Genomic DNA, 23,008 nt, shown 5'->3' with positions numbered 1-23,008 from the left:
ATGTGGTCGGTGGCACTGCCCCGGCCAAGTTGAGTGCTAACGGAATTCGAGTAGGAGAGGTTCCTGAGGAATGGTCTACAAAGCGATTATGTCGCGATGGAAATCGCGGACGGAGTCTCCTCCGAAGAAGGATTAGTCGCGGGGGAGTCTGCTGCCGAGTCAAGGGGTCGATTCGCCGATGGCTTAGCACGCCGCTCGTTGGTATCAGTCAGCCTGCTGGCGGACCGATAAAGCACTGGCAAACGTCCGCGAGGGCACCTTTGAGGGAACCTGGGCAGCGAAACCGCTGGTAGGAGCGTTATGATGGATTCACCGGGAGCTGGTTGGTAGCGACACCTTTACTCGCCCTGGTAGGCTTTTCGGTGACCTGGTAAAACGTTGTTGAGCACGTCGCTGAGCCTTTTATGTCCTGGGGGTCAAGGGGTCGCAGGTTCAAATCCTGTCAGCCCGACAGTTTAGAGGGTTTTCGCAGGCCAGAGGCCATGTGAAGACCCTCTTTCATTTATGTCGCTTGATGCATGGCCGTCCTGGACCACTTGACTCGGTCAGCGTGAGATTCCTCCGCAATGGACTTTTGTTGGAGTTTGAGCAGCTCAGGGCAGGGTTTCTCCGCAGTCGGACTTGATCTGGCCGAGTTTTCAGACCACTTGACTCGTCCTGTTTGTTTCAGACCTTTTGGCGTTTATGCAGGTCACGGGCTTGTCCCTCGGGAGGGCTACGGGTCTTGAAGCGAGCACGCCGCTCAACGACCCTTTAACTCGAAGGCAGTCCTATGACCCCTTGACTCGGGTACTCGGACGGACTGCGTTGACCCCTTGACTCGGCAGGTCGGCATGACAGGAATCGCGAAGTTACTGGCGAACATTCAGAGCGACCTCTGGAGAGACCTTCTCATCGACTGGGAACGATTTCTGCGGGCCGCGAATCACCCGGAGTCGACCCGGTACGGCTATGTGCTGGCTGCTTGTCAGCTGGCGGCCTATCTCGTGGACGAGTTGCCGGGCTCCGGGCCGGCGCTCGATCCGCGCCTGGTAACCCGGCGGCAGGTCGTCGCGTTCCAAGCCTGGATGATCGAGACCCGGTCGCCGGCGACCGCGGTGAACAAGTACAAGTCGTTGCAGCAGTTCTTCCGCTGGCTGCTGCAGGAAGAGGAAATAGAGCGTTCGCCGATCGAGGGTGTGCCGCTGCCGAACGTCGGCCAGAAGCTCATCCCGGTGATCAGCGACGCCGAGACGCAGGAGATCCTTGGAGTCTGCCGGGGAAACTCGTTCCTGCAGCTACGGGACCAGGCGTTGGTGCGAATGTATTACAACACCGGTGCCCGCTTGTCGGAGATCGGCTGCCTGCTGGTCGCCGACCTGGACCTGGACACCAACTCGGTGGTGTTGCACGGCAAGGGGGATAAGGAACGCCGAGTCCGCTTCGGCTCCAGGACGGCGCGGATCCTGACCCGCTACCTGCGGGCACGTAATCGGCGCGACGGGATCGCCGAGGTGAAAGAACTCTGGATCGCCGACCGTGGCACCCGGCCGCTGAAGTCGAGCGGTATCAAGATTCGCCTCAAGCGGATCGGGGAGAAGGCTGGCCTCTCCGGGGTGTATGCGCACCGGTGGCGGCACAGTTTTGCCCACGAATGGAGACTGGCCGGCGGTGACACCGGCGATCTGATGATGGTGCTCGGTTGGTCGTCCGAGGAGATGGCACGCCGCTACGGTGCCAACGCCGCCGCCGAGCGGGCCCAGCGGACCCAAGCCCGCCTCGGCATCGGCGAACGCGTGTGACAGGAGATCGATAGTGGGTCACAGTCGCTCGAACCGTCCGGCGACGCGGTCGAACGTTCCTTGTGCGAGGGGCATGGCTGCTCAGTATCGGCTATGAGCGGTAGCTCGTGGTTCTATCGGATGCGGGACGTCACCCGACCGGCGTGGGGCGTCGCCACCAGCACCGCCGACTCGTTCGCCGTCAGCGGCGAGGCCCGTCGCCTGCACCCCGTCGAAGGCGTCAGCAACTCCGGGCCGGCGTCGCGCTCGCTGCTGACGGTGCAGCCGCCGTGGCCCTTGCCGCCGCCGAGATAGAACTCGCTGCCGCAACAGTCGTCATAGCCGACGCCGTCATGTCCTCCACACTCGCGAGGCTGGCCGCCGTTGGCGCCCCGTGCTGTCTCGTCGCTGGCCAGCCCCGCCACTATGAGAGGAACGGTCCGCTGTGTAGCTGGCTGGCCCGGCGAAAACCTCATGCCGGCGTGGATTCAAATGGACCGATGGCCGACATTCGCAACACCAAGAAGTTTCAAGCGCTAGCTGCTGACCTGCGGGAACGGTGTGCCGAGAAGGGGGTGACGCTGATGGGTGCGGAGGCCGAGGACGTCCTCGCCGCCCAGATCGATGAGCTCTCGAACCAGCTAGGTATCAAGCCGCGCACGTTCCTGGACACCTATCTACAGCCCGGGCTCGTCGACAACCTTGCCGCCGCTCTGGCCGAGGCCAACGCCGTCCACATCGAGGTAGCGGAGACCGCCGACTCGATCAGCTTGAGTTCTGCCGAAGCTGGCCGCGTCGTCGCGGCACTCGGCATGGTCATGAAAATCGCCACAAATAGGGTGGAGGATCCTCAATCCCGGGCCGACGCGTTGGGCATCTCCACCGATGGGGCCGACGCGATCGTCGGCGTCGGCGTGGCATTGCGCGGGGGGGCCTGGCCAGAACGTGACGGTCAGCGGCTCGGCCGCAATGTACACACGAAAAGTTCTTAGTCGAATGATCGACCTGCTCACCAACGGCACTTGGACCTGCGCGTGTGGAACCACGCACGACAAGGAGCACGCCTGTCGGACGGTGAACGCGCTTGCGGCCGATCTTCAGGTCGTAGGTGGTTGGGTGAACGATGCCAACGAGCCCCCTGCCAATCGCCGCTAGACACCTTTCGGGGTCTGGATGGTGTCGGTGGTGAGAGACCTGTTCCGGTGAAGAAGCCGTCGATCAGGTTAGGCCGGTATTGCATGCGGCTGAGCCGATTCTTCACGGCGACGGCCAGGTTGGCCAGGCTGCCTTTCACCGTCGACCAGACCTTCTCTACCGGGTTGAGCTCGGGCGGGTAGGCGGGAAGCAGGTAGACGCGCAGCCATGGCCGGGCGGCGATTGCCGCCCGGATCGTGGGTGTCTTGTGCAGCGACAGCCTGTCCCAGGCCAGCACGATCGGTGCTAGTAGCTGCTGGTGAGCGGCGTCGAGGAGCCCGAAGAGGTCGGGCTCGCGGAGCCCTTTCGGTTCGCCTTTGCGCCCGCGATAGAGCAGTGTGCGGTAGATCAGCCGAGATCGTTCACCGGGCCGGTAGCAGCACAACCCGGCCACCGATACCCGGACAGTGTTCTGCCCCGAGTTTGATGGAGACATCTGCCGACTGGCCCTCCTGCCGATGGCGGATGCGGGTGGTCCTGACGGCTCCCGGCAACGGGAGCTACTCCAGGCCAGGCGGCGTCGGCGGGGTTCGAAGGATGCTGTCCAACAGCGCGTCGTGTTCCTGGAAAACCGGTTGGAGGCCGGGGCGACGCATGGGCGAGGGAACAGAGGCGGGATGCTGTCGTGCCGCGGCTGCGGTGGCGTCGTCCATCGCGATGAGCTCGGCGCCGTAGGTCGCTGCCACGACCGCGGCGATCTGCTGGCCGGAGGGATCGATGTCGCCGGCATAACGCAGGTGAATGCCGTGGTCGACGGCCAGCTGGAACAGGACGTGGTCGATGGCGCGTAGCTGGCCGCTGGTGCAGGCCAGCGGGAGTCGCGCATCGGTGCTGAAGGCCACTTCCAGCACTGAGGGGTTTTCCACGACAGTCAGCGTTTGCGGGGCGAGCACGGGCGGGTGCTCCAGCAGGTCCAGCAGCGTCAGCGCAACGGGCGTACGCGCGTCGCGTAACCGGCGGTCGATCGGGCCGTCGCCACTGACCTGGAGGTTGAAGACCAGGACGGTGGCCGACAGCCGGTCGGCGATGACCCCGTGACGGGCCAGCAGGGCGCGGATCAGGTCAGGCCGGCCGGGCTCAGGCTGGCCGTCGCGTTCGGCGACCGCCGCGACCAGGCGTAGCCCAGCGAGCGTGGTGAGGTCGAAGTAGTGCGGGTCACCGGTGACGTCGTGGGCCAGTTTGGCCAGCGGTGTCGGCGGCCGCGCCGGAAGACGTCGTAGGGCGGCGGCGAGCGCGGTGATGCTGTAACGGATCTGCGTAGCGTCTTCGCCGACGCCGGTGGCGCGCATCCGGGCGAGTAACGCGGGCAGGTTGGGAAGCTGCTCGGCGGCGTACTGCCAGAGCTGTTCGCGGCGGGCTGAGGCGGCCAATGCGGTGCTGCTGCGGTCGACGACGGGTTCACCGACGGCTTTTTCGACCAGACCGGTGAGCATTTCGGGGGTGAGATCCAGGACGGCGAGGAGCTCGCGCAGCGGAATAGTGGCGAGGTGGCCGGAGGTCGTGACGGCCGAGGTGCCGCGGCGCCGTCGCGTCGAGGTGTCCAGCCAGGTCCGCAGTTGCGCGATGCCGGCGGGGTTCAGCTCGGCGACCCGAACGGTGTTAATCGCCTCGGGGGTGCCGCCGGCGCACAGCCGGGCGTGTACGGCTTTCCGCAGCGGCAGGAGGTCGGAGTCTTCGGCGAGGTAGGTGAGGTCGGCGGGCATCGGCTACCGCTCGTCCGTGTCGGCGGGTGCGGCGAGGGTCAGGGGAGTGGGTTCGCCGCTGCCGTGCCACAGCCACGGGACGGAGACGCGGTGCTTGCCGTCGGTGACCAGTTCGTGGATGACGACGTGTTGGGCTTCCCGTTTGATCAGCGGGGCGAGGGTCGGGGTGGTGGCCAGCACGTCGAAGTTCCAGGTGCGCAGCAGGGCGAGGACCTGGCGCAAGTTCTTGTCGTCGAACGCGGCGTCGATCTCGTCGATCGACAGCAGGCGTGGACCCTTGTAGGTGTCGCCGGAGTACATCGACCAGGCGGCAGCCAGCAGCGGCAGCATGGTGGCGAGCCGGGATTCGCCGGTGGACAGGCCCTTGAGCGGGTTGGATCGTGCGTTGACCGGTTTGAACTGGTCGGCGCCGAAGCTTGAGTGGGTGACGCTGATCTCCCACTGGTGCCAGGAGCGGTAGTCGAAGGTGTGGGCGACCCGCTCGGCCCAGGTCTCGTCGTCGGCGTCTTCCATCCGTTCGCGCAGAATTTCATACATCTGGTCGAAGACCTCGTCGGACGGTGGTGCTCCCAGCAGGGTGACCATTTGATGGGAGTTGTCGTCGTCGCGGACTTTCCAGTCGACCTGGACTCCGACTCGGGCGACGCCGGTGCGCACGTTGGTCAGCGTCTCACGGATGCGGCGCACGAGGTCCTGGGCGGCTTCCCGGCGGGTTTGGATGTCGCGGCGCAGCTGGGTGAACATCGACGTCTTCAGGGTGGCCTTGATGTCGTGGCGCAGGTCGCCTTCGAGTCCTTCGGCAGTGGCCCGCAGCGTTTCGGCAGCCTGGCGCAGGTCCTCGCCGACGGCAGCGTTCGGCGCGGCCAGGGTGATACGCCGCCATTCGGTGCCCTCCAGGGTCGTGCTGTCCAACTGCTGGTCGAAGACGGCCAGAGCCTGGTTGACCGACCGCACGGTGGTTTCCAGCTGCTTCTGGGCGCGTTCGCGGCTGGTCTTAAGGGTGTCCAGGCGGGCGGTGGTGGCGGGTTTGTCGGCGAGGATCTGCCGCGCCCAGGCCAGGGCGGCGGTCAGGTTCGCCGGCCGATCGTCGCTGTCGCGGGCCAGGGCTTCCGGCAGGGCGGCGAACTGATGGGTGACGAGCAGGCCGACGCGGTCGTAGCAGGCGGTACGGTGCTGTTCGGCCTCCACGCGTCGCGGGGCGATCCCTTTCAGCGTGGTGATGGCGGCCACCGCGGCGTTGTCGTGCTCCCGGAACTCTTTCTCCAGCGCGGAGTCCTCGACCTGCTTGGCGGTCAGTTCACCGGCGAGGGTTTCCTTGGCCTGGCGCAGCTGAGCGTATTCCGCACCGTACAGCTCCCGGGTCTGCTGAACCTGGGCATCCAACTGGTCGGCGTCGAGTGTCGCCGTGTCGGCGTCAGCGACCGCTTTGCGGAATCGGACGGCGATCCGCACGGCGCCCTGATGGCTCCGGCCCGCCGCGGTGAGCAGGTCGAGGGTTCGCTGTCCAGCGCTGTGCCACGCGTCGACCTGCTGCCCGAGGGTGGACACGAGACTACGGTGGCGTGCGAGAGCGTCCTGGTCGGTCGGCAGCAGCGCACCGTCGGGCAGGGTAGCGGCGGCGTTGAGCTCGCGCAGGGTGCGCCGGACCTGGTCGCTGGCCTGCTGGTGCCGGCGCCGGTGCTCAGCGAGCGCGGCGCGGGAGGTTTCGGCGTCTCGGGCCGCGGCGTCTTCCTGCACGGCGGTGTGCCGCAGCTCCTCAAGGTCGGGGAAGTCTCGCTCTTCGGCGGCGCACTGGTTCTGCGCTGTCCGGGCATCGTCACGTGCGGCAAGAGCATCGGCCAGCTCTTCACCCGCGTCGGTGAGGGCTTCGCCGGCGTCGGCTTCGGCCTGGCGGGCCCGCTGGAGTTCGCCGGCGCGGATCTGCTGGTGCTGGCGAGCTTGCTCGACGCGCCGGTCGATGGCGGTGTGAGCGGCCGTGACGTCGGCCAACAGTGCGGTCAGGCGTGTCGCGGCAGTAGCCAGGGCCTGGGTGGTGTGTTGCCGGGCTTGCGCCAGGGCCAGGTCCAGCCGGCCGACGTGCTCGCGGGCCTGCGCGACCGGGGTGGCTGGCGGGAAGGCGTCGCGCTCCGCGGCGGCGGCACGGACAGCGGCCTCGAGGCCGGCAACCTGCTGGCGGGCCGCATCGAGGTCGGCCTGGGCTTCGGCCAGCTGCTGTTCGAGGTCGGCGACCAGGGCGAGGCGGGCCCGTTCACGGGCCGTGTGCCCGATGAACGTGGCCCGGTAGTCGCGCGGGGCCGAGGCGACCAGCGCACCGGTGCGCAGCCGGCCGAGGCGCAGGTCGCTGCCTGCACCGTCCAAAGGGATGGCGGCCAGCAGCGCGGCGACCTGCTCGGGGTTCGCGCCGGAGCCGGGTTCGGGGACGAGAAGATCCGCGAGGCTGCGCCCGGCTACGGGGTGGTCGCCGGTGAGCATCAGGTCCCCATCGCCGATCAAGCCGTCGGCGGTGATCAGCGCGTCGAGCAGGCCCGCGGTCAGCAGCGCACCCTCGACGAGGTCGGCCTGCCCGTCGGTGACGTGCTCGGCGAAGGCGACCGCCGCCCACAACGGCACACCGCGCTCGGGTTCTCGCGGTGATCGCCACGGTGGGGCCTTCGGTACGGGCAGCTGCTGCCGGGCCGAGGCGAGCTCGCCGCTGATCCCGGCGACATGCTCCTCTGCTGCGGCCACGGCCGCCTCGGCGTCGGCGATGCGGCGCTGAAGGGAGGTGACCGCCGCGGAGTGGGCCCGTTCCACCGCGACGAACGGCTGCCGCAGGTCGATGGCGTCCGGATCCTCCGGCAGCGTGACAGCCTGCCCGTCCAGGTGAACGAGGCCGGCTCGCCACCCGGACACCTGTAACGCCCAGTCGGCCGCCGCCCGGGTTGCGGCCGAGCGGCCTTCTTCCAGTGCCTGCTCGGCCGCGGTGGTGATGGCGTGGGCCGCCTCGGCGGCGGTGTCGTGCTCCGTATGGGCAAGCCGGGCCTGCTCATCGGCGGCCGCGTGGTCGTCCTCGGCCTGCTGGACCGTGTCGTCCAGGGCGCGCTGGGCCTCACCGGCCAGGCGGTCGGCTTCCTCAGCGTTGTTCTTCGCGCGAACGACCAGGGTTTCGGCGTCGCGGACGGCGCGGGTCCGGTGCACGACGTCCTGTTCTCGCGCGGCCAGGGCGATCCGGTCGCGGGTGCCGGTTGCCGCCTGATGTAGCCAGTCCACCAGCCGGCCGGGGTCGATCCGATCCACAGCCTCGACGGTGAGCTGCGCCGGGACGGCAGGCAGCTGGGTGCGCCGCCCGTCCCACTGGTGCAGTTCGTCGAGGAAAGCCTCCTCGGCCTGGCGCCGGTCGGCGGTGGCGTCCCCGGCACGGTCGGCGGCCTGATCGGCGTCGTTCTCCGCGGTGCGCAGGTATCCGGCCTCGGTCCGCTGCTGGGCCTGGGCCACGTCGTGGTGGTGCAACGCCGCGTCGATGCCGGTCAGCCGCTCCATGCGAGTCTCGATCCAACCACGCGGCGTCTCGCTGACGCGTGTCACGTCCACGTTCGGTGCCGCCGTGTCCAGGTCGTCGTACGACGTGACCTGCTCGCTGACCTCGGCGAGGTGATCGACGACGGCGTGCGCGCCGACCTCGCCGGCGGTCGCCTGCAGCCGGATGGTGATCCCGGCCAGGTGCTGCCGGCTGCTGCGGGCCTGCCCGGCCGAGTCCAGGGCCACCTGCTCGGCTTCGTGCGACTCGGCGCGTAGATCCTCTGCAGCCTGCTCCAGCTCCCCCTGCCGCCGGCGCAGATCGATCAAACGCTGCTCCAGGTGGGGAAGTTCAGCACCGGCGTGTTCACGGATCGCGTCCTCCGCCGCTTGCAGCCGGCCCCGGACAGCGGCGATCTCGCCACGCAACTCGGCGCGTCGCTGCGCGACCCGCGTGGCTTCGGCCTCCGCAGTGTCACGCAGCTGCTCCGCAAAACGTGCCTCGCGGGCGTGGCCGTCGAAGACCGTCTGGGCGTGAGCCAGCCGCCCGGCCTCCTCCGCGACGACCGCATCGATGTACCGCTGATACTGCTGCTCCGACTGCTGCAGCTGACGGATCTCCGCCCTGGCCCGTTTCAGCTGTTCTTCGAGATCGGCGATGCGTTCCATGGTGTCGGCGATGAACTGCAACGCCCGCGGATCCAAAGCCGGAAGGGCCTCGGTCAGCACCGCGCGCATCTGATTCGGCGAGATCGCCTCCGCCGTACGGACGCTGCGCAGGCTGCGCAGCACCCCGACGAGCGCATCGAACTGCACCGGATCCAGCGGGGCGAACAATCTGGTGCGGATCGCCTCCCGGTATTGGGCCTCGTCGGCGACCTCACCGAACTCGCGGGCCTTCCCGGCGAGACGATCATGGGAGGTGAACAGAGTCCCGCCGGCGGCGGCCAGCTGCTCGGCGAGGCCCTCGATCGCGACCGGATCGCGGTCCCGTTGCAGGAACAGGTCGACGCCGACGCGTCCCGGTGTCACGAAGAACGCTTTCTGTAAGTTGCCGCTCTGCGAGCGCAGCCACAACCCGGTCGTGCAGTAGCGGACCTCGCCGGTCTCGTCGCGGTAGCCGTACTCCAGCCACCACGCCCCGGTCCGGTCCTCTTTCGCGTTCCGGTCGGTGTGCCGGTCCAGCAGCGTGCCCACCGCCTCACCGGAGACCGACAGCGCCTTCTGCGACACCTCCCCGTCGATCAGCACGGTGACCAGCATCGAGGCTGTCAACGACTTACCGGATCCGTTCGGGCCGGCCAGTGCGAGCCACCCGTCGGCGAACATCAGCGTCTCGTCGGTCCACGCCCACGAGTTCACCGCCCCGGCACGGGTTGGCTGCCAGCGGCCGGTGCTGCCGGGCCCGTCGACCCAGTCCGTTATCGGGCGGCGGCCTTGGTGCGCAATGAGGCTCACGACCGATCGTCCTCCTCGACGTCTGCTTCGTTTTCCGTGCGGTGCCGGCCGGGACGCCCGGGTTGCCCCTGCCGGGCGCGTACCCGCCACAGATTTACCCCCGGGGTGATCTGCCAGATGCCCGGCTCGCCGGTGATCCGCAGTAGTCCGACGGCGACGAGTTCCGCTGCCGCCGCGCGGGCCAGAGCGTCAAGACGGTCGGCGTAGCCTGCTGCCCACCGAGGCATGCCGTGGCGGATCTGTGCGAACAGGGCGACGATCTCGTCCTCGCTTACCTGATCGGCGCCATGATCGGGAAGGTGGGAAAGCAACGCCAGGGCGGCTTGCCGTTCGGTCTTACGGCCCTGCGGGAAGTCGACGTCGGACGCGGTTCCGGTCGGGTCGGTGACCTCCCACCAGTCACGGCGCACGGTCGCGACCAGCCCGAGCGATGCGGCCACGGTGAGCGCCCGCTCGCGCCCGGCCAGCGATGCGAGGTAGCCGACCGGATTCGGGTCGTCGCCTGGGTCTGCGGCCGGGTCGTCGACCACCCGCCGCAGCGCGGCGAGACGCCGGCCTTCCACACTGGCCTGCCGCTGGGCAACGGCCTCGGGCTCGGCATCCGGCAGTGACGCCGCCGTCAGCGTGGCGACGTGTTGCCCGGCCGGTCGGCTGCTCAACGACAGCAGCGTCGGTGACAACGACGCGAACTTGTTGGCCAGCGCGTCACGGTCAGCGGTGATGAACACCTCCGCGTTCTCATCGGCGACCGCACGCTCCAGGTCCGCGTCCACGTGGATTTCCCCGTCGGCCCGTAGCAGTTTGATCGCATCGACGATGTTCTCCCGCGCCGCCTGGGCCTCGCGTTTGCTGACCCCGTCGGCGGCCACGATCCGAAACGCTGGAAGCCGGCCCGTGCCCGCCTCCGCGGCGCACACCTGCGCCACCGACTGCAGCAACTCCCGCAAGCTGATCCGCGGGCGCCGCCACAGCTGCTCACAGACCAGCGCGGCCAGTACCAGAACCGGCGTCGGGGCCAGATCACCGCGACCACTGCGGCGCTGCAACCGCGGTCCACGGTCGCCGGGCACATCGTCACGGCGCTTGTGTAGCCGCACCGTCCCGCCGACGTCATGGATGTGCAGGCCCCACCCCAGTTCCGTACGGAAGAAGTCGGTGATCTCCCGGCGGTGGCGCAGCACCGCCCGGTAGCGGATCGGATCCTCGCTTGATGAGATCCGGCACGTCAGGATCAGATGACGCGCAGCGTCGGCAAGGTCGGGATCGAGCAGCCGAGGCGTCACGCCGCCCCCCGTTCAACGGCAACGGCACTGCCGTCACCGGCGTCGGTCGCGGTGACCAGGACGAAAAGCTCCGGCGCCACCAGAACACCCTCCGCGAAACGGACCGGCACATGGACATCCGGACGGCCCAGCCGCACCCGCACGACGACATTGGCTCCCTCAGCCTGAGCCTCCCCGTAACCGGTTGTCGCATCGGTCGCGTTGCGGGCCACTTCGATCGCACCGAGCAGAATCACTAGCGCCGGCGTCTCCAACCCCGCGAAATGACTCAACGGCACCTCACCGCCGGTCGCCAGCAACGCGGCGAAACGCCGCCGGTCTGCCGCCGCAGCAGCCGCCTTCGCCAGCGCGGCCGCCCGTGCCCCCGCGGAGTCGGGCACCTTGCGCGGACGACCACTGACCCGCCCGACCCGCTCGTGCTCGCGCAGCACCACCTCCACCTGATGCCGGCTGACACCTGCCGCCGCCGTGGCGGAATGCGCGACATCCTCCTCAACGGTTCCGACGACCGCATGCACCGCGGGCCACTGACCGAAAGCCGCCGCATACACCCGGCGAGCGGCATCGTCGTCAGGCTGGGCGTACAAACTGTAGGCGAGTTCCCGGAAGTCAGCGGCCAGGTCCGAGCCACGCCGCAACGCCGTATACCGCCGGTCGATCGCGACCAGCAGCGTATGCACCGCACCGGCCGCCGACGAGATCAGCCGCTGCACCGAACCCGACGGGGCGAACCAGGCGGCCAGGTCCGACAGCCGCCGTACCCGCTCGTCGATCCAGTTCTGCTGATCCCGGACATCCAGCAGACCGGCGTGCCCAGCAGCGGCTTCCACCAGCGGCCGATACCCGGCGATCTCGAGATCGTTCAACGCGGACTCGACCCGCCGCAATGCACGCCCGTACTCGCGCGGGAACTGCCGCAGCGCCTCCACCACACGGTCACGGTTCTCCCCGAACAGCAGATTGTCGGTGACATCCGACTGCACCATCTGCGCCAACGCGGCATAGAAATCGGCGGTGACCCGCTGGATCTCCTCCAACCGCGTCCGCACATCGTCAAGATCAGTGGGCAGAAGCCCGGCATCAGACGACAGATGATCGAGCAGATCGCGGATCGTACGTTCGACGCTGTCGAGCAACCGGCTCGGCAACTGCAACGCCCGCCGCGAATCCACGACGGCGCTCCGGACCGCGGCCACCACTGCCCGGCCGATCTTGGTCAGCGCCCACGCCTCCTGACGGCGGACCACCGCATCCAAGCCCGCATTGAGCGCCGCGTAGTCGCGGAACGGCTCGACCAGATGCGCACTGGTCAGATACTCCAGCACCGCCCGCAGCTCGGCCTCGCTCACCGGATCACGGAAACCGACCTCACGCATCTGCGCGCTGACCTCGGCGGGCGTCGACATCGGCGCCCGGGTCGCCAGTTCCTCCAACGCCGCCAGCACCGCGGTGTTGCGCTCGCGAGCCAGATCCTCCGGCTGACCGAAACACCGCCACACAACCGGATCGATGTCCTGCCACCACAGCCGCGGTGGATTCGGCATAGGGGATTACCTCCCGACGAGGGTCACCAACCGCGCCATCATCGCGGCACCCACCGACAAGTTTCCGCCACCGTCCAAGATCAACTCATAGCAGACGCCGCCACCATACGGCCCCTGCGCGACGCGCCGCAGTCCCCGGCACGGCGATTTACCACCGCGACGGCCTGCCTGTAACGGCATTGACCGCGACGCTCCCGCCGGCCAAACCACTAAACGGCTGCCGTTCTTGCTGCGGAAGAACCGACAATACGGCCGGGTTGCGGCGAGCCACAAACGAAGGGCCGATTCTGGACTAATCAGCCGGCTTAACGGTCATCGGGAAAACACAGCGCCGCGACCGGGAAGTTTCATCGGTCCAACGCCTCTCCACACGCGCTGCGGGAGGCGGCGCTGGCCATGCCCGACACCATCGGCATCCGCCGGATCACCCGGCGACCAGCTGGCTTGCACCTGATCGAACTACCGCGGCCCACAACCCATGGAAGCCGCTGCCACCGTAGGCAGCCGCAGCTCCAGCTGGGACAGGTGCTGCTCATCGCCGTAGCCCAGAAGATGCCCGTAAATGTCGAACGTGGTTTTGATCGAGGCATGGCCAAGGCGCCGCTGAATGGCGTAAAAGTCCCAGTCAGCGTCGATCAAGAACGCTACATGCGAATGCCGCAGATCATGAAAACGAGGCCGCTGGTACAGGTACGTCGAACAGTCACAGATCGACGCGGCAGCCCGATCGGCACGACCCGACGACGCCGGCGGATGCTCAGGGCAGCGCTGCGCCGCGGCGAGAGCGGGATACCAGAACCGCTGCCGCAGATTGTTGGCGTTCCACGGGCCGTGCCTCGGGGCGGCAAACACCAGATCGCTGCGCCGCCGCCGATGCACCAGGCCCGCGAACAACTCGGCGAGGCCACCGGTCAGCGTGATCGACCGCCGCGAGGCATCGGTCTTCGGCTCGGCGAAGCTCCCATCACCCTGCAAGGTCTGCTCCACGCGAACCGTGGGCAGCGGCCCGTCCAGGTGCACTGATCCCACCCGCAGGCCCAACAGCTCACCCAGGCGCATCCCCGTACCCAGAGCCGCTTGGATCAAAGGGCGGACCTGCTCCGGACAGGCATCCAGCAGAATCTGCGCTTCCTCGGTGGTCAGGAAATACGCCCGGTACGGCGTTAGCTTCGGCAAGCCGTTACCACGCTGACCCGGCGGCCGGTCGAGAGGATTGTCCGGCCGGTAGTGCGGCACCACGTCGCGCATCACCATGCACAGCACAGCCCAGTACTTGTGGACACTCGCCGCCGCCAAATCCTTCGACAGGCTCGCCTTCCACGGATCCAGGTGATCGAAGCGAGAAATCTGGTCGACGTACAGGCCACCGAGGTCGCCGATCACCCGATGGTGCAGCAGCCGGGTGTACTCGGCATGCGTCGACGCGGCCACATCGATCTTGAGGGCGAGCCACCGTTCGACCCAGTCCCGCAACGTCGGAGTCATCGACGGGAGAGGAGGCGCAATGATCATCTTGGGATCGAGCGCGGCCTTGACCTCGCTGCCGGTGATCCGATGATGCCGGGACTCGGCCAGCAACTTCGCTGCGAGCGCCATGTCCATCGACGGCCCGCGAAACGTGCAGGAGTGCCGCGGGCCGGCGCGGCCCGCTTGCCAGCGGACGCAGAACGATGCCTTACGCAATGTGATAGATGCCATGGGGGAGGGGTGCCCTTTTCATGGGCCCGGGGTGTACCTCGTAAGGGCGTCAGTCCTCGATCGGCTGGTTCATCAGACAGGGCAGGATCCTAGGACGGCCGAGCGGCGGTGACGTATGCGATCAGAGCTATTCCCGGGACTGCGCCGTCGGACCGGTCAAGTCATCCGTCGCAACATCGACAGCATCCTATATCTATGAGTGGTTGACCGATTACTATCTGTCGTGGCCTGGGTTCGTGTGCCTGGAGGTGTGCCCTGCCTGACTGGCGAGACGAAGTAGGCGCAGCGGTCGAGGCCTGGCTCCAGGCCGAGGGCGGCGACACCGGCGACAGCCAACGCCGTCCCGGCCGTCCTGGTCTTACCCTTGTCGGCGTTGCCCGCCAAGAAGCGGAAGCCGGCTGGTACACCGTCGATCTCCGATCCTCCACCTTCGACCCCGACCGGGCCGAAGGGCTGCGCCTGGCCGGCCGCAACCCTCCCCAGCCCGGCCAAGGCCACACTCCCTTGGACGTCATCTATGACGGCCGCCGGCTTCGTGTACGAGTCGCCGAATTCGTTGATCTGACCGATGCCCATCTGTGGCGGCAACGCCAGTCGGCGGCCTATCTGCTGAGCCAGCTGCGCGACGGCCTGCGCGCCATCGGCGATACCAGTCTGGCCCACGATCTGGTCGCCGGCCGGCTCGCAGCCGCCCCGCCCGATCCGCCGAAGACCGCCGGGTTCTCGCCAGCACAGCGTCAGGCGTACGCCTCCTGTCTGGCGCCCGGGGTTCGGCTGGTTTGGGGGCCGCCGGGCACCGGCAAAACCTGGGTGCTCAGCGAGGCCATCAGCGATTTGGCCGCGGCTGGCAAAAGGGTGTTGCTGGTCTCGGCCACGAACGTGGCCGTCGACAACGCCCTGCTAGGCGTCTTGCGCCACCGCAAACGTCGACTGGGCGAACTCGTACGCGTCGGAGCACCCCACCTGCGCGCGATAGCCGCCGACCCGCAGGTGTCCTTGACCCACCTCGTCCGCAGCCGGCTCATCGCGGTCGAACACCGCCGCGACAACTTCGCCCAGCAGCTGCTTGCTCTTCGCCGCCTCAGCGACGACCTCATCGCCGCCGAAGCCACCCTGGCCGGATTCGACCCGGCCGAACACACCCGACTCCGCACGCTGATCACCACGACCGACGAGATCCCGCATCTCACCGCCGTCCTGGACCAGGTGAACCGCGGGCACAAAGCTTGCCAGGTAGAACTGACCCGCGCCGACGAGCTGATCGCCACCGCCGAGGCGGCGGTCGCGGACACCGCCGACACCGTCCACGCGCTCGGCCGCATCGCCGACCTGAACCGCGACTGGACGAACGCCCAGGCGGCAGCCGACCAGATCGGCATCACGGCCATGACCGCCCGCGCCGAAGCCGACCGCCTTACCGCCGAACTACGCGCCGCCATGGCCGGCACCAGGCTGCAGCGCTGGCGCAACCGCAGCACCATCACCGCTCTCGAGACCAGCGCACACAACCAGCGCGACCTCGCCGAGGAAGCCGAGCGCCGCGACCGGCACAACCGCCAGCTCCTTGACCGCGTCCGCATATCGACCGACGATCAGATCGCCGAGCTGCGCCCCAGGGTGCGCTACACCGATGAACAGATCTCCCAGCGGCATGCCGGGCTGGCGCGCGCACGGGCTTACCGCCGCACGATCGCCGACCAGAAGACCGGCCTCGACCAACGCCTTCGTGCGGCGCAAACCGAACTGAACGCCGCCGAGGCCACGCCGCGGCCCACCGCCGGCGAACGCGCGTCCGTCGAACGCGCCGATCGAGACGACCTGCCACGCCGGCACGAGCAACTGCTGATCATGCGCGCCGAGGCCGCCACCGCCGAAACCGGCAGGCAACACCTCGAACAGCAGTACGCCGACGTTCAGGACGAGTTCGACCGGCTGCGCCGCGATGCCGAGACCGAACTGATCAAACAAGCGACCGTCGTAGCCACCACCCTCGCGCGGATGCGAACCAGCAAAACCCTGCTCGACGGCCCCTACGACGCGGTCCTCATCGACGAGGTTGGCGCCGCCACCCTGCCCGAAGTCCTGCTCGCCGTCTCCCGCGCCCGCACCACCGCAGTCCTGCTCGGCGACTTCCTGCAACTCGGCGCCGTGATCACCGGCCCGATCACCAAGTCCAAGGACCCTGACGTACGCCGCTGGCTGTTCCGCGACGTCTTCGCCCTGACCGGCATCACCGTCGCCGCAGACGCCCGCGCCCACCCCGGCTGCACCACCCTGGACATCCAGCACCGCTTCGGACCGCAGATCATGGGCCTGGCCAACACCATCGCCTACGACGGGCAACTCACCGCCGGCGACGAGATCCGCGACCACGACCCCGACGACCCCGAAATCGTCCTGATCGACACCGACGGCATCGACGACCTCGCCGAGGTCCGGCCGACCGGACCCAGGACCGGGTGGTGGCCGATCGGCGTGCTCATCGCCCGGGTCCTCGCCGATTACCACCGCGGCCAAGGCGAGGACGTCGGCATCATCACCCCCTACAGACACCAGGCCGAAGCAACCCTCGAAGCCTTCCGCGACCGTGAACACGATGACAACAACCCCACCGACGTCGGTACCGCCCACCGCTTCCAAGGCCGCCAGTTCGACATCGTCGTCTTCGACCTCGTCGAAGACGGCACCCTACCGCGGTGGATGGCCGCCGCTGGCCCCCACGACGGCGCCTTCGGCCGCGAGGGCATGCGACTGTTCACTGTCGCGGTCACCCGCACCCGCCACCGCCTCTACCTGATCGGCAGCCGCAACCTCATCATCGACGCCGCACCCGGCACCGCCCTCGCCGCGATCGCCGCACTCGGCAACACCATGCGGACCGTCCCCGCCCGGCTCCTACTCGGCCTGCCACCCGACCCGCGCGACACCCGACGGCAGACCAGCCTGGGTGCGGTCGGCCAAGACCTCGCGGACATCCTTGCCCAACACGTGCGCATCACCGCGATCCAGGACGAGCGCCAGTTCTACGAAACCTTCGCCGGCTACCTCCAATCGGCCCAGCACAGCCTGTGGATCTGGGCCGCCTGGACCACCAACCGGCTCAAGAAGATTCTGCCGGCGATCGCCGACGCAGCCAGCCGCGGCGTCAAGACGGTCGTCTTCGTCCGCGATCCCAGTGACCAGACCCAAGGAACACCCGCATCCCAACAGCACGTCACCGCCCTGCGCACGGTCGTACCGGCCACGGTGGAAGTGTTCAAGCTGCACCAGAAGATCATCGTCATCGACGAACGCATCGTGCTGTTTGGCAGCCTCAACGCCCTGTCACAGAGCAACAGCCGCGAAGTCATGCTCGTGATGGAGGGCGAACACTTCGCCCGCAAACTACTCGACCATGAACAGGCCCGCGCCATCGCCGTACCGCCACGATGCGGTGCCTGCGGCTCCACCACCCTCGTGCTGCACCGCACCGTCCGACAAGACTGGTTCTGGCGGTGCTACGCCCCGACCGGCGCAGTAGGACCGAAGGGGCGTCCCGCACGCTGCCGACAGGAGACGCCGCTCAAACCCGACCGCGGAACCCGCCGATAGGGACTTGGCGGCTCGCAGGCGCCAGCACAGAGTGACGAAACGGCGAGGATCGCGCTAGAAGCCGCAAATGCATTGATCGAATCTTCTTTGTGCCTGGGTTCTTGTCAGGGGTAGGTGCAACCATTCTGGACGGAAAGTAACAAGTTGATTACAGAAAGGCGATCATGACCCACGTCCGGGGCCACTACCGACGAAACGGCAGTCCGCCCACACACCCGACGCACCACCCCCAGAACACCCGACGCCACCACCCGGGTCCGCGCCCACTACCGCGACGACGGCACCTACGTCCGCAGCCACGATCGCACCGTCACCGCAAGCCAATCCGCCCCTGCCGACGGCAGCGGCTGCGGCTCGCTGCTGCTCGCCGGAATGATCCTCCTGCTTGTCCTCGTCGCCGTAGGCGTCATCGCTAACTGACCCCGACCGTGATGCCGACCGCCCTCGATGCCTCCCCGCGCTTACAACGCCGTCGACCGGCTGGGCGAGTTGGCCCGCGTCGAACAACGTGCGCGCCTGCCGGTACTGGGCGGTGGTACCGAGCGCTTGCGCGGCGGTGGAGGCTGGCCGGGCAGTACGAGGGCGTGATAGGGCCCGGTGAGCAGGCTGGCCGATAGCGTGGCGAGCACGGTGCGACGACGCATCGGATAGTCCCCTTGGTGGCCGTTAGCTCCGGCCGCCTTAGCCGGAGGTGCGGGGGCGGTGTCCAGCAGCGCGCCGGTGGAATGCAGGTCATGGCCGTCAGCCACCACGCGGTCGGCCTGCTTCAAACGACGGTCGTGGCCGGGGAATCGGACAGTGCCGCAGAGGTCTTTGCCTCGAACAGGGCGCGTGGCAGTCAGAGCAACGAGTTCGCGTTCACCAAAGGCCCGACCTTACGTTTGAATAGCCACTGGGACGCCCACTTGCTGGGCCACCGGAGTCCAAACATCGACTTCCAGTCCAGGCGTCTCGATGGAGACGACGAGCGCGTAGCGCGCTCCCTGGTCGCTGCGGTCGCGAGCCTTGTTCTGCTTCCACCAGCCGCTGACCGGGAAGATCGCGATAGCGCCGCGGCTTGCGAGGTCGACGGCAGGGCCGCGCCAGATGTCCGTGTGCAGCGATCCCGTGTTCCGTGCTTTGGAGCCCAGGCTCCAGCCGTCGTCGGCTGCGCTGACCGGGCGGCTCTCTTCCTCTGCGAGGGCCTGCTTGTTGAGGCGTTTGCGGAATTCGTCGAGGGACTCGTGTGCGCGACGGACATCGAACCTAAGCAGGTGCGACGCATAGCTGTACCGGCGTTTCCAGCCGCGGCTGGCGGGGTTCGGTTCGATGAAGTAGGACAACGTCACGCGGAGCCGGACGGGTGTTTCGCCGAGCTGCTCGAGCGCGTCGGCAGGCCAGGGGAGGTCATGTAGGTGCATTTCCCGCATGCGTCCCTGTTCGAACGGATGGATAGTGTCCTGGGCGACCAGCGTGAGCGCGTCGGTGGCGCTGCGTGTCGCTCGGCGAAGATCTGGCACACCCATGCCGTAGCGGCGCAGCAACGCCAGCGTCTGCGTCCGGTTCCGTCGACCGAATTGCTTGAGCATCGCCGGGGTCCACTCAGCGGAATGGACCGCGAGAGCCCGTACGGTCTCCGGCCACATGTTCGGGTGATCGGCGGCGATCCCGGCGGCAAGATGCGCCGCTTGTGCGGCCGCGGCGCTTGTAGCGCAGGTGACGGTGAGCAGGCGATTGTCGAGTTCACGGCGACGGGTCGTGAGCAGCTGCAGATGTGGCGGTGTGTCGAAGTCGGTCCCGGCGGGGGATCGGGCGATATTGCCGCCTTCAAGGACGATGTCAGGCTTGACTGGCCAGGCTTGCCCGAAAAGCACAGAGGTGGTGCTGTGCGGCGACAACTCGCCGCGGGGCGCTACCGGCGACCAGCCCCGCCAAGAAGGCTCAGAACCATTGAGCACATCGCGGTTGGTGAAAGCGCCTACCGTGAGCGCGTTCCAGGCTTGCGCGGGGTCGTGGACGGGCTGCAGGTCGCTACGAGCGAGATGGTCGATGTCCCAGTGCCGGGAGCTGACGTTGCCGGCGGAGATGACGAACAGTCGATGGGCTGCAGGATCAGGTTCGTCGAGGTAGACAAGCCCGTTGTCGTCGATATCGATGCTGCGGCCGGCAGCAAGAGCGTCGACTGACGACGACCACGATGAGGGCTGGCCCGTCGACCGGCTGGCACTTTCAAGATCGTCTGAGGTGGGAGGTGCTGTGACGGCGAGAGAGAACACCCTCGTCCTTTGGGGCGCCTGAATTTCGGCGAGGCTGACGGCCGTTGCGGTAACAGCCCCGTACAACGCCGGGGAACTGGCCCGAGACTCAGGGGCAAATACTTTCACCGATTCGAGCCGGTGCCTCAGTGTGAGCGGTGCGGCGCTCACGAGCGCCTGACCCACGTCTCTGTAGAGTGCGAGCCCCGCCATCATCGTGCCGTGCCCGGCTCGGTCATTCGGAGACCAGGCGGGATCGCTGACCTGGCAGTCGTCGGCGTCTAACGAGCCCGACAGCAATGGATGTTCGTGCTGCACGCCAGTGTCGAGGATGCACACGGCTGGCGCATCCGCATCTGCAGGCGTCAGACGGTCGGCCAGTTGGTCTACCCATTCGACTTGGTCCGGCGGTGTAGCGCCGTCAAGAATCTCGGGGGCTTCACGTGGCTGGCGTAGCTCGGCGATGTCGTCGAGAACATCGAGGGCAACCGTTAAATTCTCTGAGGTGGCCTCGACCATCACTACTGTGCGTTCATCAAAGCCCAGCGTTTGCTCGCCGGTGCGCAGCTGCAGTTGAGCGGCGAGCTGTTTGAATCGGTTGACCTCCTGGCCGTCGCGCCGGCGCAGCCAAACCTCCCACCATGCTGTCACTCCTGGTGCCGGGCAGTCTTCGGGTGCGTCCGTCCACAGCGCACGGACTGAAGCAAGCCGTACTGCGGCGATCCGGTCCACGAGGTTGGCGTGCTTCGGCTTTGTCTCGGCGACGGTTTCGGCGTACTCCTCCAGCCGGCGCGTGAAGTTGGCGAGCGTGCCGTCCGGGACGAAGACTGTGGCGACGGCAACCGTCCCTGCAGGATTCTGCTGCTCGTGGACGGATAGCAGCTCGGGGTGAACCCGTCCGCGTTGGGAGTCCAGCGACTCGAGGGCGAGCTCGATGCCGGGGAAGCTCTCGAAGGTCAGATGGATGCCGTCGACCGCCCCGTCCACCACCACCGTGGATGGCCGGGAACGTCGAACGGCGGCCTGGCTCTCCACGTTGGCGAACTGTCGCTCAAGATGTCGCACATGCGCCTGCCTGTTGGCCGGCGCGGCAACTGGCCCGCCCCCGCCGCCAGGGCCTTGCGGCGTGTAGCGCTCGGCGGCGGCTGGCTGCTGGACAAATATGTGCGTTCGGTTGCGTTCGGCCATGCTCAGTCGTTGCCGTCCAATGCTCTACGTCGATCGCGTAAGGCGGCAATCACCGCCGCGCTGGAAACTGTCGTCTCGTCCGAAAGGATCGTCGCCTTCGCGGCAAATTCACACGCGATGGTGATCTCTGACTGGCTAAGGCCGACCGCAGCATCTTCCACCGCGTTCCAAGGCCAACGATCTGAGACCATCGAAGTTAGGCGGCTACTGATCACCGACCGGACGACCTCCGGCGTCGGCAGCGGGTACTCCACCACTAGGTCGAAACGGCGGAACAGAGCCCGGTCCAGCAGCTGTGGATGATTCGACGCGGCCACGAGCAGACTCTGCGACTCGTGCTGCTCGAGAAATTGAAGAAACGAGTTCAACACACGCCGGATCTCGCCGACATCGTTACCGCTAGCGCGTTCACCGGCCAGCGCGTCAACCTCGTCGAACAGGTAAACCCCCCGTGTCTCGGCTACCGCGTCGAACACGAGACGTAGCTTTGCCGCCGTCTCACCCATCAACTTGGTAATCAGCCCATCGAGGCGGATCGAGAACAGTGGAAGGCGTAACTCGCCGGCAAGGGCGCGGGCAGTCATCGTTTTGCCTGTGCCCGGCGGGCCGGTAAGCAGCAGCCGGCGCAGTGGCTCAAAGCCGTGCGCCCGCAGCCGGTCCTGCTGCCGCTGCTCGAGCACAACCCGGTCAAGACGTTCCCGGAGATCGTGCGCCACGGCAAGATCGGCCAGGCGAGTCTCAGGGTATCCGACCGTAAGTAACTCGGCCAACTCACCGCGCGGTCGCGCCACCGGCACGGGCACACCAGAAGATCGTCCGCCGCTCCCACGTTCGCTGCGTTGCGTGTCAACGAGATTGCGAAGCTCCTGTGCGAAGGTGCTGTGACCGCTGCGGGCTGCTTTCGCGGCCACCTGCAGGGCCACGGAGTAGAAGCGGCGGTCATCGCCCTCGCCGTGGCTGCTCACCAGCGCCTTGACTTGATCGGCCGTAGCCACCCCACCCCACCCCCTAAGCCTGACAAGCCCACACCAACACAAGAACTACTGGTTCGAGTCTGCCTGAACCAGCTACTGGCGCGCATCGTCTAGACGGCACAGAGACACGCCAGGCATCAAACCGGCGGCAGCGGTACGCTACTACCGATAAAAATTTATCACCTGGATGTGACATGACAGTAGGACGCGCGCGACGCGAGAACAGTCGGTACCGGCCGCAGGCCGGTCTGCTGGCTACACGCCTACGGACCGTGCGGATTGCGCAGGGTTTGACTCAGGGTGAGGTCGCCCGTAGGGCCGGCATCGGCATTGCAACTCTGCGTAAGATCGAAAGCGGCAATGTCGTCGAGCCGGGCTACTTCACCGTGCTGGCCATTGCGGCAGCTCTGAGCGCTGAGCCAGCGTTGCTTTCCGCTGCCGTCTCCACCGAGCGCCTTCTCCCGCCCGAACAGAACGCCGGTCTCAGCGTGCAAATACGACCGGGAGTTACCGCACGAGATAGCGGACAGAATTCGGACCGTGCCGATCGGTGGACGTATTCGTAGCTCTCCTGGACCGGTCGAGATCCTTGCTCATCAACTGGAGGTTTTGGTCCCTATCGTGGCCGACCACACGAAGAAGCCCGCCGCAGCTAACTCCATCGATGTGAGCGATGTATTGGGACATTCGCTGCGAGGAGGAGACGGCAAGATCGTTAGCCTGCAGCATCATCTGAAAGCCCAAGACCGCATCTTGAGAGAGTCGGCATAACGGGCCAATTCTGAGCGCGCTGGTGACGAGGAAATCTATGAGTTGCTCGGCTCACCGATCTGAGGTCATTCCGTTGGCACCGAGGCCGCCGCGACAGCGGTGGATCGAACGCCGA

General features: G+C 67.2%; 14 protein-coding genes. 6 read left to right on the top strand and 8 right to left on the bottom strand.

Annotated features, from left to right (window positions below):
• The first annotated feature begins 815 nt into the window (after positions 1–815).
• The 3 genes from Ate02nite_RS30615 (at position 816) to Ate02nite_RS30605 (ending at position 2,752) form a co-directional block, all read left to right on the top strand.
• A complete protein-coding gene (locus tag Ate02nite_RS30615; RefSeq protein ID WP_239147811.1) occupies positions 816–1,781 on the top strand; it encodes a tyrosine-type recombinase/integrase in 966 nt (321 codons plus the stop codon).
• A gap of 93 nt (positions 1,782–1,874) precedes the next feature.
• Positions 1,875–2,075 (top strand): hypothetical protein, encoded by a 201-nt coding sequence (locus tag Ate02nite_RS30610; RefSeq protein WP_203811315.1) that lies wholly within the window; start codon positions 1,875–1,877, stop codon positions 2,073–2,075.
• A 185-nt stretch (positions 2,076–2,260) separates the two neighbouring features.
• Positions 2,261–2,752 (top strand): hypothetical protein, encoded by a 492-nt coding sequence (locus tag Ate02nite_RS30605; RefSeq protein WP_203811314.1) that lies wholly within the window; start codon positions 2,261–2,263, stop codon positions 2,750–2,752.
• Between the two features lie 17 nt (positions 2,753–2,769).
• Here the strand turns inward: Ate02nite_RS30605 and Ate02nite_RS30600 are convergent, their stop codons facing one another.
• The 6 genes from Ate02nite_RS30600 to Ate02nite_RS30575 form a co-directional block, all read right to left on the bottom strand.
• The gene (locus tag Ate02nite_RS30600; RefSeq protein ID WP_239147810.1) at positions 2,770–3,390 is read right to left on the bottom strand and encodes a transposase; all 621 of its coding nucleotides are present in this window, start codon (positions 3,388–3,390) and stop codon (positions 2,770–2,772) included.
• Between the two features lie 64 nt (positions 3,391–3,454).
• Positions 3,455–4,657: a TIGR02679 domain-containing protein gene (locus Ate02nite_RS30595; RefSeq protein ID WP_203811313.1), complete on the bottom strand. Its 1,203-nt coding sequence runs from the start codon at positions 4,655–4,657 to the stop codon at positions 3,455–3,457.
• Positions 4,658–4,660: 3 nt separating this feature from the next.
• Positions 4,661–9,610 (bottom strand): SbcC/MukB-like Walker B domain-containing protein, encoded by a 4,950-nt coding sequence (locus Ate02nite_RS30590; RefSeq protein WP_203811312.1) that lies wholly within the window; start codon positions 9,608–9,610, stop codon positions 4,661–4,663.
• Positions 9,607–10,893, bottom strand: coding sequence for a DUF2398 family protein (locus tag Ate02nite_RS30585; protein ID WP_203811311.1), 1,287 nt, complete (start codon positions 10,891–10,893; stop codon positions 9,607–9,609). The genes Ate02nite_RS30590 and Ate02nite_RS30585 overlap by 4 nt, the downstream gene beginning before the upstream one ends.
• On the bottom strand, positions 10,890–12,437 hold the full coding sequence (locus Ate02nite_RS30580; protein WP_203811310.1) for a DUF2397 family protein: 1,548 nt from the start codon (positions 12,435–12,437) through the stop codon (positions 10,890–10,892). The genes Ate02nite_RS30585 and Ate02nite_RS30580 overlap by 4 nt, the downstream gene beginning before the upstream one ends.
• 459 nt (positions 12,438–12,896) lie before the next feature.
• Entirely contained in the window at positions 12,897–14,039 is a 1,143-nt protein-coding gene (locus tag Ate02nite_RS30575) for a tyrosine-type recombinase/integrase (RefSeq protein WP_203811309.1), read from the bottom strand.
• 600 nt (positions 14,040–14,639) lie between these two features.
• Between Ate02nite_RS30575 and Ate02nite_RS30570 the strand changes: the two genes are divergently transcribed.
• Entirely contained in the window at positions 14,640–17,726 is a 3,087-nt protein-coding gene (locus tag Ate02nite_RS30570) for an AAA domain-containing protein (protein WP_203811308.1), read from the top strand.
• Positions 17,727–18,601: 875 nt separating this feature from the next.
• On the opposite strand, the gene Ate02nite_RS30565 is transcribed toward Ate02nite_RS30570, so the two are convergent.
• Positions 18,602–21,148 (bottom strand): S8 family peptidase, encoded by a 2,547-nt coding sequence (locus tag Ate02nite_RS30565; RefSeq protein WP_203811307.1) that lies wholly within the window; start codon positions 21,146–21,148, stop codon positions 18,602–18,604.
• 2 nt (positions 21,149–21,150) lie between these two features.
• Positions 21,151–22,143: an AAA family ATPase gene (locus tag Ate02nite_RS30560; protein ID WP_203811306.1), complete on the bottom strand. Its 993-nt coding sequence runs from the start codon at positions 22,141–22,143 to the stop codon at positions 21,151–21,153.
• Between the two features lie 173 nt (positions 22,144–22,316).
• Between Ate02nite_RS30560 and Ate02nite_RS49870 the strand changes: the two genes are divergently transcribed.
• Positions 22,317–22,688, top strand: coding sequence for a helix-turn-helix domain-containing protein (locus Ate02nite_RS49870; RefSeq protein ID WP_354261908.1), 372 nt, complete (start codon positions 22,317–22,319; stop codon positions 22,686–22,688).
• Positions 22,663–22,893 carry a hypothetical protein gene (locus tag Ate02nite_RS30550; RefSeq protein ID WP_203811326.1) on the top strand — a complete coding sequence of 77 codons (231 nt, stop codon included), beginning with the start codon at positions 22,663–22,665 and terminating at the stop codon, positions 22,891–22,893. Before Ate02nite_RS49870 ends, Ate02nite_RS30550 begins: the two co-directional genes overlap by 26 nt.
• The last annotated feature ends 115 nt before the right edge of the window (positions 22,894–23,008 follow it).

It is taken from the genome of Paractinoplanes tereljensis, from assembly GCF_016862435.1.
Taxonomy (GTDB): domain Bacteria; phylum Actinomycetota; class Actinomycetes; order Mycobacteriales; family Micromonosporaceae; genus Actinoplanes; species Actinoplanes tereljensis.
This window is presented reverse-complemented; position numbering and strand designations above follow the sequence as displayed.

Bases quoted from the DNA above. Each gene is read 5' to 3' on its own strand.
- Ate02nite_RS30575 (WP_203811309.1), bottom strand. From the start codon at position 14,039: ATGGACATGGCGCTCGCAGCGAAGTTGCTGGCCGAGTCCCGGCATCAT.
- Ate02nite_RS49870 (WP_354261908.1), top strand. From the start codon at position 22,317: ATGACAGTAGGACGCGCGCGACGCGAGAACAGTCGGTACCGGCCGCAG.
- Ate02nite_RS30580 (WP_203811310.1), bottom strand. From the start codon at position 12,437: ATGCCGAATCCACCGCGGCTGTGGTGGCAGGACATCGATCCGGTTGTG.
- Ate02nite_RS30600 (WP_239147810.1), bottom strand. From the start codon at position 3,390: ATGTCTCCATCAAACTCGGGGCAGAACACTGTCCGGGTATCGGTGGCC.
- Ate02nite_RS30605 (WP_203811314.1), top strand. From the start codon at position 2,261: ATGGCCGACATTCGCAACACCAAGAAGTTTCAAGCGCTAGCTGCTGAC.
- Ate02nite_RS30595 (WP_203811313.1), bottom strand. From the start codon at position 4,657: ATGCCCGCCGACCTCACCTACCTCGCCGAAGACTCCGACCTCCTGCCG.
- Ate02nite_RS30565 (WP_203811307.1), bottom strand. From the start codon at position 21,148: ATGGCCGAACGCAACCGAACGCACATATTTGTCCAGCAGCCAGCCGCC.
- Ate02nite_RS30610 (WP_203811315.1), top strand. From the start codon at position 1,875: ATGAGCGGTAGCTCGTGGTTCTATCGGATGCGGGACGTCACCCGACCG.